The following is a 16,625-nucleotide window of genomic DNA, read 5'->3' as shown; positions in this document are numbered from 1 at the left end:
CATAATGCTTCTAGCGCGTTTTATTTTTGAATTTATTTTTGGAGCGTAAGATCGAAGTGATCAGGTAGATTCCAAGTATGAGTGATAGAAAGAACAGGGACCAGAGAAACCAGGAAAGCAGCTGATACCCTTCATCCGGCCGGAAGACAGAAAGAAGCAGAGACAAAGCGATGATGAAGGAGGAAAGCAGAAGTGTGATGGCGATGCGGTTCACCATAATATGAAAATGGGCTATGATCTTTTCCCATCCTTTCGGCTCTACTCCTATATTCATTCCTTTTCTCATTACCCGCTTTATCATAAGCGGTGTTTCTTTGCCGATGTCCTTCCACAGTTTCGTGTATCTCCACATATCTTTACCGAGGTGATCCGGGCGGTATCGTTCTTTCATCCAGTGTCTGCTCTGTTTTTCCAGGGTGCTCTGCAATTCAAATCCGGGATCGATTGCTCGTCCTGTCCCTTCGGCCATGATCAACGTTTTGAACAAAAGGGCTGCTGTCGGTGGAAGTCTCAAGTGATAACGGCGTAAAATCGTGAAAAGGTCGCCGAGTACTTCCCCGAGTGGGATATCCTCAAGGGCTCGTCCGCTCGTCCGTGAAATGAGACGTTTCACATCTGTAGTAAGAGCGTCCATTTCAGCCCCCTGCCCGGATTCGAGTGTGATATCTAGAAGTGCATCCGTCAGCAATTCAGCATCCTTCGATGAGAAGGAAAGGGCGATGTTCATCAGTTTCTGGCGGGTGTGATAGTCGATGGTTCCGATCATTCCGAAGTCCAGGATGATCAATTCGTTGTTCTCATCGAGGAGGAAGTTCCCTTGATGGATATCCGCATGGAAGACCCCATCTTCAAACACCATTTTGAGAAGAACTTCCGCAGAAAATTCAGCGATAGCTTTACGGGTTTCGATAAAATCGGGATCGTTTTTGTGCTGGTTGCTGAATTCGGCGAAGCGGAGTCCTTCCATATATTTCATGGTCAAAACCCGGGAAGTCGTCCGTTTCCGGTCGATCGAAGGGATGTGGACCTTGGGCCAGGAATGGAAATTATGGGAGATGGTCTCCATATGTTCCGCTTCTTTCAGGAAATTGAGTTCGGTACGCAACGTTTCCGAGAATTCATAATAGAGGTCTTCGATCTGACGGGTTTCTTCCATCTTCGGAAAATGGACGAGTCGATGACTGAGCCTTGATAAAATTTTCAGATCAAGTTCGACCTGGTCCGTGATGCCGGGTCTCCTCACTTTCACTGCCACTTCTTTCCCTTCAGTGGTTCTGGCCTTATGTACCTGACCTATGGAAGCCGCAGCCAGAGGAGTTTCGTCCAGATGGGTGAACACGGTGGAAATAGGACCGAGTTCTTCTTCTATCACTGCTTTAATGTCTTCAAAAGGCAGCGGAGGTACACCTGTCTGGAGTTTTTCGAGCTCTGAAGTGATTTTTTCAGGGAGCAGGTCATTCCTTGTCGACAGAATTTGACCGAACTTGATGAATGTAGTCCCGAGCTCCTCAAAGGCCTGGCGTAAATGGATACCGGTGGTGGATCGGTTTTTCGCATGTCTCAGTCCGGCTCCTTCGAGGATGTGGCTGAGACCATGTTTTGAGAACACTTTAAGCACTTCACGGTAGCGTCTCGAGGTGGTTACAGGCATAATAGTCTCCTTTCTGTTGAAGCGGACAAGGGTATGATGTTTCAGTTCTTTAATGTTCAGGGTTCTGATTGGGCTAGCTCCACTTTTCTTGTCCAGTTACGCTAGCCAGAAGTCCGTGTCCTAAGCAGCGATTTCTTTTCCAGGAAAAACCGCCTGAAAAGAGAACCCCCTGCTTACGCCAGAACTCCTGAACGGGCTAGCTCCACTTTTCTTGTCCAGTTCCAGATTCCAGAAATTCGTGTCATAAGTAGCCCGGGTCAGAGAAAGGAAGGGCGCCTTTCGTCTGACCAGTCTACTTATGCCAGCATTTCTAAACGGAAGTTTCCGCTTTTCTTGTCCAGTTCCAACTTCCAGAAGCTCATGTCATAAGCAGTATCCTTATTTTCGGTTAAGATGATCCGAAAAGTAAGCCTCCTGCTTACGCCATTGCTTCTAAACGGAAGTTTCCGCTTTTCTTAACGAAAGTATCCTGGTTTTATATTTCTTAAAAGAGGCGGGGCAAGGGCGATTCCGCCGATGAATCCGAACAAATGACCAAGCACGTTGATGTTCGGCTGAAGAAACGTCATAATTAGTCCAAGAACAATGATGACACCGATTATTTGAGAACTGACCTGATCAAGAAGCTCCTTGCGCGCAAATAACATATAAGCGTAGATTCCAAATAACCCGAAGATCGCACCGGAAGCGCCGAGGTGGGAGTAGTAGGCTCCAGGGTCCGCAGCATACGTTCCGATATTCCCGGCTATCCCTGCCAGCAAATAAGCAAGGATGAACTTCGTTTTTCCAAGCATTCTTTCCAGTGCCGGTCCGAAAAGGACAAGAGAAAAGGAATTGAACAGGGTGTGGGATAGTCCGGCGTGAAGAAATATAGGCGTAATAAGTCTCCAATACTCTCCCTGGCTGATCAGGTAGTTATTACCGACTCCCAGCTGTTTCCATTCCACCGCAAAAGGGAGGGACAGGACATCCATCATCAGCCAGAGAAGGATGTGTACGGCGATAATGAACGCAATCACCGGGTAAAACTTCAGGAAGTCATTAAAACTTTCGGTTCTTAAAAACATAGTCGGTCTCCTTTTTTTGACAGCTTCGAAAGCGCAGTATTGTTTCGTTGATGCATTTCAGACTCTCGTTACCCGCTAGGCGGGGATTAAATAAGTAAGGGGCAGGGTAGAAAATGATTAAAGGTATCGGAATAGATGTCGTGGAAATTAATCGTATCACAAAAAGTATAAAGCGAAACCCTCGTTTGATTCAACGAATATTGACTGAACGGGAACGGGAAAGGTATTATTCTCTGTCACTCACGAGAAGGAATGAGTTTGCGGCAGGGAGGTTTGCTGTTAAAGAAGCCACGGGGAAAGCACTTGGCACAGGGGTGGGACGTATAGGGTTTCAACACATAAGTGTAGACACAGATGAATTGGGCAAACCAGTCCTCATAGTAAAGGGATGGGAAAGTTACAGCTTTTTCGTCTCCATTTCCCACAGTGATCATTATGCAGTAGCGAACGTGGTGGTGGAAGAGCTGTAACCGATAGCTTCTTTTGTTGAAAGATTTGTTAAAGCCTATTGTCGATGATAGGAACGGAAGGTGGGGACGCCTGCGGAAAGCGTCCGCCTGAATATTTATTTTCAGGGTAGCTTTGCTGAAAAAAGCGGACAAGGAGTGGGGAGTTATGCAAGTATTACGGGCAGAAGAGATGTATGACTGGGACCGAAAAGCCATGGAAAGCTACGGCCGGGAAGGGCAAGTTCTCATGGAAAATGCCGGTCGTGCCATTGCGGAAGAAATTTTACGGAAGTTTCCGGAAACCGAAAAGTTCCTTATAGTCATCGGGGGAGGAAACAACGGCGGCGATGGGTATGTTATTGCGAGGATTCTGAAAGACAGGCGGCGTATTGCCACAGCTGTACAGGTCGTTCCGGATGAAAAAATCAAGGGGGACGCCCTTTATCATAAGCGGGTGTATGAACAGAGCGGCTACTCTCTCTCTTCCTTATCTGAGGAAGTGTGGAACGAAAACACCGTCCTCGTTGATGCAATGCTTGGGATAGGGGTGAAGGGGGCTTTGCGTGCTCCTTTTGACGAACTCGTCAGTAAAGTGAATGAGTCACAAATGCACCGGATCAGTGTTGATATCCCTTCAGGTCTGCCTGCGGATGAGGGTGTAAAAGAATTCCAGGCGGTGAAGGCTGATACCACGTATATCGTGCAGGCGCCGAAACAGTCTCTTTTTCTCGACCATACAGCCGGGTATTACGGAGAGTGGAAAGTGCTTGATATCGGCCTCCCCCCTATGGCTTCCCCGAAGGTCAGCCGGGAAATATGGACAGAGGGAGCTTTCGCTGAAAGTTTCCCAGTACTGCCAGGCTCCGCTCATAAAGGGACGAGAGGGAAAGGGCTTATTGTAGGAGGAGGGAGAATGATGCCGGGGGCTCTGATGATGGCTGCGAGAGCCTCTATAAGAGCGGGTGCGGGGCTTACCACCGCTGCGACAGTCAGGGACATCATCCCCTACCTTACTCCTTCATTACCGGAGGCGATGTTCGCCGGCACCGGAGAATCTTCCGGTGTTATTTCAAGCGTGGACCCCGAGGTTCTCGAAGGAAAAGACGCTGTAGCTGTCGGGGTCGGTATGGGAAGGGAACCGGAAAGCCGGCCGGTGATAGAAATGCTACTGTCCCGTACGTCCGGTCCCCTGCTCATTGATGCCGACGGGCTTTATCACTTGCGCTTCCTTCTTGATGATTTGAAAAAAAGACAGGAAGTCACGGTGCTCACTCCGCACTTCGGGGAGATGGCACACCTGACGGGCGAAGAAGTCTCCGAGGTGAAAAGGAACCCTTTCTCTCTGAGCAGGTCGTTGGCCTATGAATACGGGGTCTATCTCGTTTTGAAGGGGCCTAATACAATCATCACCACACCGGAGGGAAGTCAAATCATTGAGCCCTCCGGCAATGAAGGTCTCTCCAAAGGAGGAAGCGGGGATGTATTGACAGGTGTTCTGCTTACAATGCTCATGCAGCATGAGTCGCCGGTGAAGGCTCTTGCGAACGGTTGTTTTCTTCACGGACGGACGGCTGAATTGTTGATCTCAAAGAATAGGACGGTGTTAGACCTGCTCCCTACCGATCTGACAGACGGGCTTTCCCTCACCTATCGTACTTTTCTTCCGCGCTGAAGCGGCCTGGATAAAGCTTGACACGACGAGATACACCCTCAATAATGAAAAAAATCAATGACGTGGGAGATGGCAGTTATGGAACAGAGATTTTATCGTGATTCCCGAGTGGAAGTCGATCTGGATGCTATTTATTATAATGTGACGCAACTGAAAAAACGATTGTCTGCAACGACGGGAGTTTATGCAGTAGTAAAAGCGAATGGATACGGGCATGGGGACGTACAGGTAGCAAAAGCCGCCATTGAAGCAGGAGCGGAGCGCCTTGCGGTTGCGCTTCTTGATGAAGCGCTTCGGCTGCGGCGTGCAGGGATCGACGTCCCTATTCTCGTTATGGGATACATACGCCCGGAAGACGCGGAGGTCGCTTCTCGGGAAAATATTACTGTCACCGTGTACCAGAAAGAATGGGTGGAGCAAGTCGGGGACATGGATGGTACGCCGTTGAATGTGCATCTCAAAGTCGATACAGGAATGGGCCGGCTCGGTGTACGCTCTGAAGAAGAGATGGTAGGAGTTCTGGATGCAATCAGGGAAAAGCCGGGAGTCTCTCTCTCGGGGGTTTTCACTCATTTTGCGACAGCGGATGAAGACGACCTCGCTTACTACGAAGAACAGAATCGCCGCCTTGAAGACTTGTTGGAACGTTTCAGGGAAAATTGGAAACAGGAAGTTGATATACATACCGGGAACAGCGCGGCCAGTATGAGGTTCCCGGAGCAGATGCATCAGTTCATCCGTTTTGGCATCAGTATGTACGGACTCTACCCTTCCCATAATGTGAAAAAAGAAAAGCCGATAGACCTTCATCCGGCTTTTGCTCTTTACAGCAATCTGATCCATGCCAAAAAACTTGAGCCCGGAGAAGCGGTCAGTTACGGCGCGACATACAAAACATCTTCTGAAGAGTGGGTGGGCACCGTTCCGCTGGGGTATGCGGACGGGTGGATCCGCAAACTTCAGGGGATGGAGGTCCTCGTCAATGGAAAAAGGTGCGAGATCATAGGACGTATCTGCATGGATCAATTCATGGTTCGTCTCGACGGCTATTATCCCTCCGGTACAGAAGTGGTTCTGATCGGGAAACAACAGGAGGAAGAGATCGAAATGGATGAAGTAGCTGATTATTTAGAAACGATCAATTACGAAATCCCGTGTATCATCACTAATCGTGTGCCGAGGATCTACAAAAGGAATAATGAAATCATCGCCACTTCCCACCGCCTCCAGGATCCAATCGTCTGAAGTTCAAATAGGCCTTTGCATTAGACAGGTCGCAATGGTAATATTGGAATAGCAGATTACTGGTCCAAAGAGATAGAGTTAATGGTGGAGGTGTATGGTTTGTCGGAAAACATGCGGGAAATCGTCCTTAAAGTTCCGGAAACGCTTTTAAGTGAAGTGGATAATTATGTGGAGACAGAACAATGTGATCGAAACGATTTTCTTTGTCAGGCAATGAAAATGTATTTACGTGAAAAACAGGAACGGCAAATTCGTGAATCCATGTGTCAGGGTTATATGGAGATGGCGAAAATCAACTTAAATATCGCTTCAGAAGCTTTCCAAGCTGAAGAGGAGGCAGAGCACACCCTCGAGCAATTAGTGAGCGGGGTGTGAAGCCGTTGATAGTCAAACGAGGAGACGTTTATTTCGCTGATTTGTCACCGGTCGTAGGGTCCGAACAGGGAGGAGTACGCCCGGTACTTGTCCTTCAGAATGACATCGGAAACCGTTTCAGTCCTACGGTGATCGTGGCGGCGATTACAGCGCAAATACAAAAAGCCAAACTGCCTACTCATGTAGAAATAGATGCAGAAAAATACCAGTTTGAACGTAATTCGGTCATATTACTGGAGCAAATCAGAACAATCGATAAACAACGTTTGACAGACAAGATTACCCACCTGGACGAATCGATGATGCTTCGCGTGAACAAAGCTCTGCAAATAAGTTTGGGGCTTATAGACTTTTAGGAGACTGCCAGCCAGCAGTCTCCTTATTTGTGTAAGGAATATTTTACAATACATTTAAATATTCCTTAAAATGACTCGTTTAGTATTACTGGGGAACGATTTTTGTTAAAATAAATGAAAGCAATATATTCAATGAGCTTTCCATAGCGTGGAGGTAATGTATAGATGGAAAAAGTACTGAAAGATTTAGTTTTGGATAACAGCGATGAAATCGTCCGGATGTGGATAGATCAGGCGAAAAAGAACCAGCATAAAGAATTTTACCAGTCTATCTCCGAGGAGATGTTAGAAAATACAAATCGTGAATTCGTCAACGTGATCTTTGATGGCATCAAAAAAGGGGAGATGGCAAAGACTCCGTTGGATGAATTCGCGGAACGACTCATCAATCTCGGCTGGCCTCTCACTTATTTGACGGACGGCATGCAGGTGTTCCGCAGATCGGTGGTGAAGTTCATCATCCAGAAGTGGGATGAACTCGATTTTTCCGAAGCAGAACATGTATACGAGCTCGGAGACGAGTATTTTTCCTGGGTACTTGAGAAAGTGGACGAATGGGTCGACCCACTCATCAATGAACTGGTTTCGGAGTATTCCGGAAGCTGGGAAAATATCGTTTCCCTGCAACGTTCGGCATTGCAGGAACTATCAGCGCCTCTGATTCCTGTAATGGACAATATCACTATCATGCCACTGATCGGGACGATTGATACCGAACGGGCGAAGATGGTTATGGAAAGCCTTCTTGATGGAGTCATCAAACATAATGCGGAAGTGGTTCTGATTGATATCACAGGTGTGCCGGTCGTGGACACGATGGTAGCGCATCACATTATTCAGGCGGCGGAAGCTGTCCGACTAATCGGTTCCCGTTGCATTCTCGTCGGTATCCGTCCTGAAATTGCTCAGACCATTGTGAGTCTCGGTATTGATTTAGGGAAGTTCCCGACGAAAAGTTCGCTTCGGAAGGGTTTCCAGACAGCGCTTGAGCTTACCAACAGGGAAATTGTGGAAGACCGCAATCAGGAACAGGAAATAGAGAATCTAATCGACTCACTGGATCGGAGTGATAACGAATGAGAATCCCAATATTAAAATTACACAACTACCTGTTGATCTCGATACAGACAGAACTCGATGACAAGACCGCTATTCAATTCCAGGAGGATCTTCTGGAAAAGATACATTCGAGCGGGGCGACCGGAGTGGTGATCGATTTGACGTCTGTCGATATCGTAGACTCTTTCATTGCCAAGGTGCTCGGGGATGTGGTCACCATGTCTGATCTCATGGGGGCGAAAGTTGTCCTCACCGGTATTCAACCAGCTGTAGCAGTGACTTTGATCGATCTTGGTATTCATCTGCAGGACGTACCTACAGCACTGGACTTGGAGCAAGGGTTAATAAAGTTGCGTCAAGAATTGGAGGAGTAGGGTATGAAAGATCAGTCCTGTGTTTATATAAAAAAGGAGTGGGATATCGTAGCCGCAAGACAAATGGGCCGCGATATTGCAATAAAAGTGGGGTTCGGCACAGTTGATCAGGCCAGAATCGCCACAGCGATTTCAGAGTTGGCCCGTAATATCTATCTGTATGCCGGAGCGGGAAAAATCTGTTTCGAGGCTATCGAAACCGTTCAGAAAAAAGGCATAAATATCAAAGCTATAGACGAAGGACCCGGCATCAGCGATCTGGCTCAGGTCATGGAGGATGGTTACTCCACATCCGGAGGACTCGGAGCAGGCCTCCCAGGCGTGAAACGTCTTATGGATGAGTTTGATATCATTTCAAAATCCGGAGAAGGTACGACAATCGAATCCACCAAATGGCTCCGATAAAAAGGGAGGAAAAATATGAGTACGTTAAGGCTGGACCTTGAGAATTACCGGGATCTGCTGGAAGAGTATGTTCGCACCAAAGATGAACGCGCGCTCTACCAGGCAGAACAATTCAGTAAGCAATCGATGCAACAGAACATTTCACCGGAAGAAATCATCAATATACATTTACGGTCTTTGCAGGAAATATACCCGGAGATGCCGCAACTTATTCTTGATTCTTTCGACTTTTTGATGGAAACGATGATGTCTTACGGACTCGCTTATCAGGAGTTCCAATCACTACGTGAAAAACAGCTTGAACTGAAATCGGAAATAGCTGTAGCCGCAAATATGCAGAAAACGCTCTTATCCACGGTGAAACCCGAAATGGAGGGGTTGGATATAGGAGCGATGAGTGTTCCTTCCAAACAGATGAACGGCGATTACCACCACTTCGTCATGGATGATGAAGGGTCTCTTGGTGTTGCCGTTGCAGATGTGATCGGAAAAGGAGTACCGGCTGCTCTGTGCATGTCTATGATCAAGTATGCGATGGACAGTTTTCCGGAACTCCGGATGGATCCGAAATACATCTTAGGAAGCCTGAACCGCGTGGTCGAAAGAAACGTGGATTCGAATATGTTCATCACGATGATGTACGGGATGTATAACACGGAAGACCATACCTTCTCCTATTCCTCGGCAGGCCATGAACCCGGGTTCTATTATTCCAAAGCCCGTGATGAATTTGAAGAATTCTCTGCCCCTGGTCTCGTACTCGGAGTCTCTGAAGATTCCATGTATGAACAGCGTCAGAAACAGGTCGAAAAGGGAGACATGATCGTTTTGCTGACAGATGGGGTAACAGAATGCAGAAAAGGTGACGAATTCATCGAGCAGGAAGAAATACTCGAAGTGATCCGGGACAATAAAGATCTTCCTTCCCAGGAAATCGTGGAAAATGTGTACAAATACTTTGAACGCCTCCAGGATTTCCAGCTTCGTGATGATTTTACATTAATTGTATTGAAAAGAGATGTTTAATCAGCGGAATGTGTGGGAATACGTACGATTAGTTAGTTTTGACCAATTTTTCAGGTAATTCAAGGAGGAGTGTAGGAATTGAATTTAAATATAGATGTAAAACAGCCGGAGGAGCGCTACTCTGTGATGACTCTTGTAGGAGAAGTTGACGCTTTCACTGCTCCGAAATTAAAAGAAGAACTGCTTCCGCTTACACAGGCAGAAGAAGCTGTAGTGGAAGTGGACCTCGCTGCTGTGAATTATATGGATTCCACCGGACTCGGAATCTTTATCAGTGCTCTTAAATCCGCGAAGGAATATGGAGCGACTTTGAAACTTACACATATGCAGGAACGTGTGTATCGCTTGTTCAAAATCACCGGACTTACGGAAATCATTGATATCGATACGTCCGTCAAAGAAGGTGGGAGTTAAAGATGAGTACTTTTGATTTCATTGAAGTAAAGGTGCCGGCGAAACCGGAATATATCGGAGTAGTGCGTCTCAGCGTTTCGGGGATTGCCAGTCGCATGGGTTTCACTTATGAAGATATAGAGGATTTGAAAGTGGCGGTGTCAGAAGCGATCACAAATGGTGTGGAACACGCTTATAGCGGAGAAGAGAACGGCGAACTCACTATAGGTTGCGGAGTATACGAGGATCGTCTGGAAATCATGGTCGCTGACCACGGTGGCAGTTTCAACCTCGAGAGGGTCAAGGAAGAAATCGGACCCTATCACCAGGAAGATAGTGTAGAGGACCTTCGTGAAGGAGGATTCGGCCTGTTTCTGATTGATGCGTTGATGGATAAAGTCGAAATTAAGAGTGAGCATGGAGTGATTGTACTTATGACGAAGTATCTCCATGAAAATGAGGTGGGCCGCGATGGCGACCAAGTCTCAACATCACAATGATGAAGTATATGAATGGATCGCGTATTTACAGGAGAATCCTCGTGATGAAGAAATACAGGAAAAAATTGTCCTCGTATACAACGACCTTGTAGAGTCGATCGCAAGAAAATACAGCAAAAACAGCACCATCCATGAAGATCTCGTTCAGGTAGGGATGCTCGGATTGCTCGCGGCGATCAGAAGATATGACCCGTCCTATGGCAAGTCCTTCGAATCGTTCGCCATTCCGACGATCATCGGGGAAATCAAACGTTTCATCCGTGATAAAACTTGGAGTGTACACGTGCCGCGACGGATCAAAGAACTTGGACCGAAAATAAAGAAAGCGACAGAGGAGCTGACGAGTGATCTGCAACGTTCTCCGTCCATTCTTGAAATTTCGGAGTACCTTGAAGTGTCCGAAGAAGATGTGCTGGAGACGATGGAGATGGGCAAAAGTTATAAAGCCCTTTCCGTGGATCGTAAAATCGAAGCGGACTCGGACGGCAGTACAGTGACCATTCTCGACCTCATCGGAGATCAGGAAGATGGCTATGAGAATATCGATCAACGTATGCTTCTTGAGAAAGTGCTCCCAATTCTGAGTGAACGGGAGCAGGAAATACTCCAGTGCACATATTTCAAAAATATGAGTCAAAAGGATACGGGTGAACAACTCGGGATTTCCCAAATGCATGTCTCCCGTCTTCAACGGAGAGCCTTACGCAAATTGCGGGAAGCACTTCAATCAGAATCGATAGAGGCATTTCGCTGATGAATGAGCCGTCCCTTACTATAGCGACGTATCAGAAGCCGAAACAGGGGAACTTCTATTGCGGAGACAGCTACATCTACAATGAAACAGAAAACAATTTCATTTGTGCTATGGCTGATGGACTCGGGAGTGGTGAACTTGCCAAAGAGGCTTCCAAAGCAGTTATGGACGTCATAAAACAGAATCCTGATGATACGATTCCTTCTCTTGTCGGTAAGTGCAATAAAGTACTTATGGATAAAAGGGGAGTCGTCCTCGGGATTTTGCGTATCGATAAGCTCGAAGGGACGTATGCATACTCTTCCATTGGTAATATCGGTATCGTCATTGTAGATGCTTCAGGTAAGAAAAGCAGAAACATCCCTCTTCCCGGTTTTTTGGCCGGGTACCCGAAAGACCTTCGCGTGAAGCGCGGAACGCTTGAAAGAGGGATGAGATTCCTCGTTTTTTCCGATGGAGTAGACGAAAGGAAAGTGACTAAGCTTTTCTACCGGGCGAAAACCGTGCAGGATCTGGTGGATGAATACGATAGCGAGTTTGGTCAGTCACGCTCGGACGACACGACATTGGTCGTAATGGAATATAATTGATGAACCTCATTCTGATGAACAGGATGAGGTTTTTTAATGGAAATGCTTTGTGGACGACTGTTATTGATGACAGGACCCTAAGGAAGAGAGGGGGCATGGAGAAGGGAAGAGGGAGGCAGAAAGAGATGACTAGAAGTCACGCTACCCGGAGGACTTTCGAGCTCTCGGATTTCTGTTAGAATAGTAAGGAGAAAGCTTAGGGAGGCAGAAAAAGTGACAGATCAGACATTAATTCAAAAAGTAGCTGCACAGACTACCATCAAGGAATCTTCCGTCAAAGAAGTGCTGGCGTTATTGGAAGAGGATTTCACCGTCCCTTTCATCGCCCGCTACCGTAAAGATATGACGGGTGGTCTGGATGAAGTGCAGATCAAGGATATCGAGGATAATTATACGTATGAACAGAACGTAAGAAAAAGAAAAGAAGAAGTCCTGCGTTTGATTGAAGAGCAGGGAAAACTGACACCGGAGCTGAAGAAAGAGTTGCAGGAAGCGGAAAAGCTCCAAAGAATCGAAGACCTTTATCGCCCTTATAAACAAAAAAGAAGAACGAGAGCGACGGTAGCCAAAGAAAAAGGGCTGGAACCCTTGGCGAAGTTGATCTGGGAAAGAACCCCTGTGCAAATGGAAGAAGAAGCGGAGCATTATCTTTCGGAAGAGAACGAGTTACATACGCTTGAAGATGTGAAGCAGGGAGCACAGGATATCGTTGCTGAATGGGTGGCCGATGAACCGGAATATCGTGACTATATCAGGAACAAGACTTACGAAGGAGCGATTTCATCTGAAGCTAAAAAAACAGAGAAGGATGAAAAAGGCGTGTATGAAATGTATTACGAGTTCCAGGAATCCTTGAAAGCGGTCGTTTCCCACCGGATTCTGGCGTTGAATCGAGGAGAGAAAGAAGGAATTCTGAAAGTGTCTGTACTTCCACCTGAAGATCGGATACTTCACTACCTGCAGCGGAAAACAGGGGGAGAGAAGGAGGAAGGCGGCCTGCTTCACGCAGCTGTTGAGGATGGCTATAAGCGTCTTATCAAACCTTCCGTCGAGAGGGAGATACGGAATGAATTGACGGAAAAAGCGGAGGAGCAGGCGATAGAAGTGTTTGCCAAAAACTTAAGAAGTCTTCTATTGCAACCGCCGCTTCGCGGAAAAACGGTGCTTGGAATAGACCCCGCCTACCGCACAGGTTGTAAATTGGCGGCCGTTGATGAAACTGGAAAGGTTCTGGATATCTCGGTCATATACCCGACTCCTCCCCGTAAAGATTTTGAAGGAGCGGAGAAAAAAGTCACCGAATTCATGAGGGAACATAATATCGAACTCTTTGCGATAGGTAATGGAACGGCTTCTAGGGAAACGGAACAGTTTTTCGCAGAATTGATTCAGAAACATAATTGGGAAGCTCCATATATGATCGTGAATGAAGCAGGGGCGAGTGTCTATTCCGCTTCCAAACTCGCGCGCGAAGAATTCCCTGATTTTCAGGTGGAGGAGCGAAGCGCGGTATCCATTGCCAGAAGAGTGCAGGACCCACTGGCGGAACTGGTGAAGATCGATCCGAAATCCATCGGTGTCGGGCAGTATCAGCATGATGTCACCCAAAAACGGTTGAATGAATCTCTTACATTTGTAGTGGAGACTGCCGTCAACCAGGTAGGAGTCAATGCGAATACAGCCTCCTCATCGTTATTACAATATGTTTCCGGATTGAACAAAACGGTAGCAGGAAATGTAGTGAAAAAGCGTGACGAGAAAGGGAAATTCGCAAGCAGGAAAGATTTGAAGGATGTACCGAGACTCGGCGCGAAAACATTCGAACAGAGTATCGGTTTCTTACGTATCCCGGAAGGAACAGACCCTCTGGACCAGACACCGATTCACCCGGAAAGTTATACAGCAGTACGGGAGCTGTTGAAAGATCTGGGTCTTAAGAAAGAAGATATAGGCTCCGCAGCCCTTTCGGAGAAACTTCAGGACATAGATCTAAAACAGACGGCAGAGCGTCTTGGCGTAGGTGAGTTGACTCTCGGGGATATTATTGAATCATTGAAGAAGCCTTCGCGGGACCTCCGTGACGATCTTCCGAAACCGTTGTTGAAAACGAACGTCCTGACGATGGAGGATCTGGAGAGCGGCATGGAACTTGAAGGTACAGTCAGGAACGTCGTGGATTTCGGTGCTTTTGTCGATATAGGAGTGAAGCAGGACGGACTTGTCCATATTTCCAAATTGGCCAATCGTTTCATAAAACACCCGATGGATGTCGTTTCCGTCGGAGATGTAGTCACAGTTTGGGTGGAAGAAGTGGATACCAAAAAACAACGTGTAGCTCTGACGATGGTGAAAAAGACGTAGAAACAGAAGGTATAGGGAATAGTGGAACCCCATGCAATATCTGGAGATATCCAGGTGTTGTGTGGGGTTTTTGCATGGAAGTATGAATAGCCTGGGCTTTTTGTTTTGTGATATGATATTAAGACAAATTATGAGCGTCTTAAATCATAGGCTCTGTTACAGCCTGATGTTGATGTTAGGAATGAAGGGTGGGGACGCCTGCGGGAAAAGCATGAACTTAAAAATCATCGGAATCGAACGTAGAGAGATTCCGGAAGTTCACGTCATGCCCGCGGCAAGCTTCTACCCGTATAGAAAGAAAATCAACAAGGAACGATAACAGAGCCAAATCATAAATGGAATAAGGGTTCAGGTCGAATTTGTATTGTTGCCTGAAAGAAAGAGAGGTGAGCACATGAATAATGAACAATTGCTGGAATGGACGAAAGAGATCTCCTCAAGTCAGTTCTCCCGTGAATTCAAGGATGACATTCGATTCAACAACCGGCTTCGTACTACAGGAGGAAGATATATTCCGCGGGAAAGACGAATTGAAATAAACCCTTCCTATCTGAAGGAGTGGGGCGAAAAGGAAGTCGAAGGAATCATCAAGCATGAATTATGTCATTATCATCTTCATGTAGAAGGGAAAGGATTTAACCACAGGGATGCAGAATTCCGTAAGTTAATGAAGGAAACGGATGCCCCGAGACACTGCACGCCACTCCCTTCCATAAAAGAGCACCCCGCCCACAAATATCGCTGCCAGAAATGTCATCAGCTTTATAAACGGAAACGGCGTGTGAATACAGATAAATACCGGTGCGGAAAGTGTAAAGGATTTCTGAAAAAGGTCGAGGAATAATATTGACGTAATCCCCTCTGCGTGTTAAATTAGTATAGCCGTCGAAAGAGAGCGGCGAAACAAATCATATTTCTTTCATAATATGATTGACATCAACGACTACATAAAGTAAAATATTCAAAGTCGCTAATTAATGCGATGAACTATTCCACCGTAGCTCAGTGGTAGAGCAATCGACTGTTAATCGATCGGTCGTAGGTTCGAATCCTACCGGTGGAGCCATATTACGGAGAAGTACTCAAGTTGGCTGAAGAGGCGCCCCTGCTAAGGGTGTAGGTCGCGTAAGCGGCGCGAGGGTTCGAATCCCTCCTTCTCCGCCATTATGGCCCGTTGGTCAAGTGGTTAAGACACCGCCCTTTCACGGCGGTAACACGGGTTCGAATCCCGTACGGGTCATCTTTTTTCCGGTCCGGTAGTTCAGTTGGTTAGAATGCCTGCCTGTCACGCAGGAGGTCGCGGGTTCGAGTCCCGTCCGGACCGCCATCAAATGATTGGGCTATAGCCAAGCGGTAAGGCAACGGTTTTTGGTACCGTCATGCGCTGGTTCGAATCCAGCTAGCCCAGCCATTTCAGTTTTCATTTTTTTATTGACTTTCAAACTTGAGAGTTATACAATAGTCTTTGTGCTTGTGAACCGAATAGGATAGAAAGTTTTCACAGGGAGCCATTAGCTCAGTTGGTAGAGCATCTGACTTTTAATCAGAGGGTCGGAGGTTCGAGCCCTCCATGGCTCACTTCTATGCGGGTGTGGCGGAATTGGCAGACGCGCTAGATTTAGGATCTAGTGTCTTACGACGTGGGGGTTCAAGTCCCTCCACCCGCACCATTAATTCTTCATGCGGTCGTGGCGGAATCGGCAGACGCGCTAGGTTGAGGGCCTAGTGGGAGTTAATCCCGTGGAGGTTCAAGTCCTCTCGACCGCATTTCTTCAATATATATGCGCCCGTAGCTCAATTGGATAGAGCGTCTGACTACGGATCAGAAGGTTAGGGGTTCAAGTCCTCTCGGGCGCACCATTTTTTCTTCTCACGGGAAGTAGCTCAGCTTGGTAGAGCACTTGGTTTGGGACCAAGGGGTCGCAGGTTCGAATCCTGTCTTCCCGACCATCGATACTTCCTAAAATTAAATGCGGGTGTAGTTTAGTGGTAAAACCTCAGCCTTCCAAGCTGATGACGGGGGTTCGATTCCCCTCACCCGCTCCATTATAATTAATGGGCCTGTAGCTCAGTCGGTCAGAGCGCACGCCTGATAAGCGTGAGGTCGGTGGTTCAAGTCCACTCAGGCCCACCATGAAATTACATTGAAAAATAGCCGATCATGGCTAATCGACACAAAAAAATATACATTGTTGTTGACGGAATACGCACAACATGGTATATTGATTAAGTCGCTGTTTTGAGAGCGACACCGTAGATCTTTGAAAACTGAACAATGTTTTATGCCATGCGTCAATTTTTAAAGCAAGACAACATGAGCTAATCAATCGCTCTTTTATGGAGAGTTT

17 protein-coding genes and 12 tRNA genes are annotated in these 16,625 nt (G+C 46.9%); 27 read left to right on the top strand and 2 right to left on the bottom strand.

Going from position 1 to position 16,625, the window contains the following annotated elements:
• Positions 1 to 10 precede the first annotated feature (10 nt).
• Both BW944_RS11760 and BW944_RS11755 read right to left on the bottom strand, forming a co-directional pair.
• Positions 11 to 1,651, bottom strand: a complete 1,641-nt coding sequence (locus tag BW944_RS11760) for an ABC1 kinase family protein (protein WP_076559916.1) — start codon at positions 1,649 to 1,651, stop codon at positions 11 to 13.
• 455 nt (positions 1,652 to 2,106) lie between these two features.
• Positions 2,107 to 2,718, bottom strand: coding sequence for a rhomboid family intramembrane serine protease (locus BW944_RS11755; RefSeq protein ID WP_076559914.1), 612 nt, complete (start codon positions 2,716 to 2,718; stop codon positions 2,107 to 2,109).
• 113 nt (positions 2,719 to 2,831) lie between these two features.
• Between BW944_RS11755 and acpS the strand changes: the two genes are divergently transcribed.
• The 27 genes from acpS (at position 2,832) to BW944_RS11610 (ending at position 16,411) form a co-directional block, all read left to right on the top strand.
• Positions 2,832 to 3,188: a holo-ACP synthase gene (acpS, locus tag BW944_RS11750; RefSeq protein ID WP_076559912.1), complete on the top strand. Its 357-nt coding sequence runs from the start codon at positions 2,832 to 2,834 to the stop codon at positions 3,186 to 3,188.
• 145 nt (positions 3,189 to 3,333) lie between these two features.
• The gene (locus BW944_RS11745; protein ID WP_076559910.1) at positions 3,334 to 4,839 is read left to right on the top strand and encodes a bifunctional ADP-dependent NAD(P)H-hydrate dehydratase/NAD(P)H-hydrate epimerase; all 1,506 of its coding nucleotides are present in this window, start codon (positions 3,334 to 3,336) and stop codon (positions 4,837 to 4,839) included.
• A gap of 78 nt (positions 4,840 to 4,917) precedes the next feature.
• Entirely contained in the window at positions 4,918 to 6,084 is a 1,167-nt protein-coding gene (gene alr, locus BW944_RS11740) for an alanine racemase (RefSeq protein ID WP_076559908.1), read from the top strand.
• Between the two features lie 111 nt (positions 6,085 to 6,195).
• The gene (locus BW944_RS11735) at positions 6,196 to 6,459 is read left to right on the top strand and encodes a CopG family ribbon-helix-helix protein (RefSeq protein WP_200806521.1); all 264 of its coding nucleotides are present in this window, start codon (positions 6,196 to 6,198) and stop codon (positions 6,457 to 6,459) included.
• A gap of 5 nt (positions 6,460 to 6,464) precedes the next feature.
• Complete coding sequence (locus tag BW944_RS11730; protein ID WP_076560118.1) at positions 6,465 to 6,815, top strand: type II toxin-antitoxin system PemK/MazF family toxin; 351 nt, start codon at positions 6,465 to 6,467, stop codon at positions 6,813 to 6,815.
• 165 nt (positions 6,816 to 6,980) lie between these two features.
• Complete coding sequence (locus tag BW944_RS11725; protein WP_076559904.1) at positions 6,981 to 7,895, top strand: RsbT co-antagonist protein RsbRA; 915 nt, start codon at positions 6,981 to 6,983, stop codon at positions 7,893 to 7,895.
• A complete protein-coding gene (locus BW944_RS11720) occupies positions 7,892 to 8,248 on the top strand; it encodes an STAS domain-containing protein (RefSeq protein WP_008591068.1) in 357 nt (118 codons plus the stop codon). Before BW944_RS11725 ends, BW944_RS11720 begins: the two co-directional genes overlap by 4 nt.
• 3 nt (positions 8,249 to 8,251) lie before the next feature.
• Positions 8,252 to 8,653, top strand: coding sequence for an anti-sigma regulatory factor (locus BW944_RS11715; protein ID WP_076559902.1), 402 nt, complete (start codon positions 8,252 to 8,254; stop codon positions 8,651 to 8,653).
• 15 nt (positions 8,654 to 8,668) lie between these two features.
• The gene (locus BW944_RS11710; protein WP_076559900.1) at positions 8,669 to 9,679 is read left to right on the top strand and encodes a PP2C family protein-serine/threonine phosphatase; all 1,011 of its coding nucleotides are present in this window, start codon (positions 8,669 to 8,671) and stop codon (positions 9,677 to 9,679) included.
• Between the two features lie 78 nt (positions 9,680 to 9,757).
• Positions 9,758 to 10,093, top strand: coding sequence for an STAS domain-containing protein (locus BW944_RS11705; protein ID WP_076559898.1), 336 nt, complete (start codon positions 9,758 to 9,760; stop codon positions 10,091 to 10,093).
• Positions 10,094 to 10,095: 2 nt separating this feature from the next.
• Positions 10,096 to 10,572, top strand: a complete 477-nt coding sequence (gene rsbW / locus BW944_RS11700; protein ID WP_076559896.1) for an anti-sigma B factor RsbW — start codon at positions 10,096 to 10,098, stop codon at positions 10,570 to 10,572.
• Complete coding sequence (gene sigB / locus BW944_RS11695) at positions 10,544 to 11,326, top strand: RNA polymerase sigma factor SigB (protein WP_076559894.1); 783 nt, start codon at positions 10,544 to 10,546, stop codon at positions 11,324 to 11,326. Before rsbW ends, sigB begins: the two co-directional genes overlap by 29 nt.
• Positions 11,326 to 11,916, top strand: a complete 591-nt coding sequence (locus BW944_RS11690) for a SpoIIE family protein phosphatase (RefSeq protein ID WP_076559892.1) — start codon at positions 11,326 to 11,328, stop codon at positions 11,914 to 11,916. Before sigB ends, BW944_RS11690 begins: the two co-directional genes overlap by 1 nt.
• Positions 11,917 to 12,129: 213 nt before the next feature.
• Positions 12,130 to 14,277, top strand: a complete 2,148-nt coding sequence (locus tag BW944_RS11680; RefSeq protein ID WP_076559889.1) for a Tex family protein — start codon at positions 12,130 to 12,132, stop codon at positions 14,275 to 14,277.
• Between the two features lie 394 nt (positions 14,278 to 14,671).
• Positions 14,672 to 15,121 carry a SprT family protein gene (locus tag BW944_RS11670; protein WP_076559885.1) on the top strand — a complete coding sequence of 150 codons (450 nt, stop codon included), beginning with the start codon at positions 14,672 to 14,674 and terminating at the stop codon, positions 15,119 to 15,121.
• Between the two features lie 147 nt (positions 15,122 to 15,268).
• Positions 15,269 to 15,343 (top strand) — tRNA-Asn (locus BW944_RS11665).
• Between the two features lie 6 nt (positions 15,344 to 15,349).
• Positions 15,350 to 15,441 (top strand) — tRNA-Ser (locus BW944_RS11660).
• Between the two features lie 4 nt (positions 15,442 to 15,445).
• A tRNA-Glu gene (locus BW944_RS11655) sits at positions 15,446 to 15,517 on the top strand.
• Positions 15,518 to 15,527: 10 nt separating this feature from the next.
• A tRNA-Asp gene (locus tag BW944_RS11650) sits at positions 15,528 to 15,604 on the top strand.
• Positions 15,605 to 15,613: 9 nt separating this feature from the next.
• Positions 15,614 to 15,688: transfer RNA gene (locus BW944_RS11645), tRNA-Gln, on the top strand.
• A gap of 94 nt (positions 15,689 to 15,782) precedes the next feature.
• Positions 15,783 to 15,855 (top strand) — tRNA-Lys (locus tag BW944_RS11640).
• Positions 15,856 to 15,862: 7 nt separating this feature from the next.
• Positions 15,863 to 15,947, top strand: a tRNA-Leu gene (locus BW944_RS11635).
• Positions 15,948 to 15,959: 12 nt separating this feature from the next.
• Positions 15,960 to 16,044 (top strand) — tRNA-Leu (locus tag BW944_RS11630).
• Positions 16,045 to 16,060: 16 nt separating this feature from the next.
• Positions 16,061 to 16,137 (top strand) — tRNA-Arg (locus BW944_RS11625).
• Between the two features lie 13 nt (positions 16,138 to 16,150).
• Positions 16,151 to 16,227 (top strand) — tRNA-Pro (locus tag BW944_RS11620).
• A gap of 22 nt (positions 16,228 to 16,249) precedes the next feature.
• Positions 16,250 to 16,323, top strand: a tRNA-Gly gene (locus tag BW944_RS11615).
• Between the two features lie 11 nt (positions 16,324 to 16,334).
• Positions 16,335 to 16,411, top strand: a tRNA-Ile gene (locus BW944_RS11610).
• The last annotated feature ends 214 nt before the right edge of the window (positions 16,412 to 16,625 follow it).

The sequence above is a fragment of the Salimicrobium flavidum genome, assembly GCF_900156645.1.
Classification (GTDB): domain Bacteria; phylum Bacillota; class Bacilli; order Bacillales; family Halobacillaceae; genus Salimicrobium; species Salimicrobium flavidum.
This window is presented reverse-complemented; position numbering and strand designations above follow the sequence as displayed.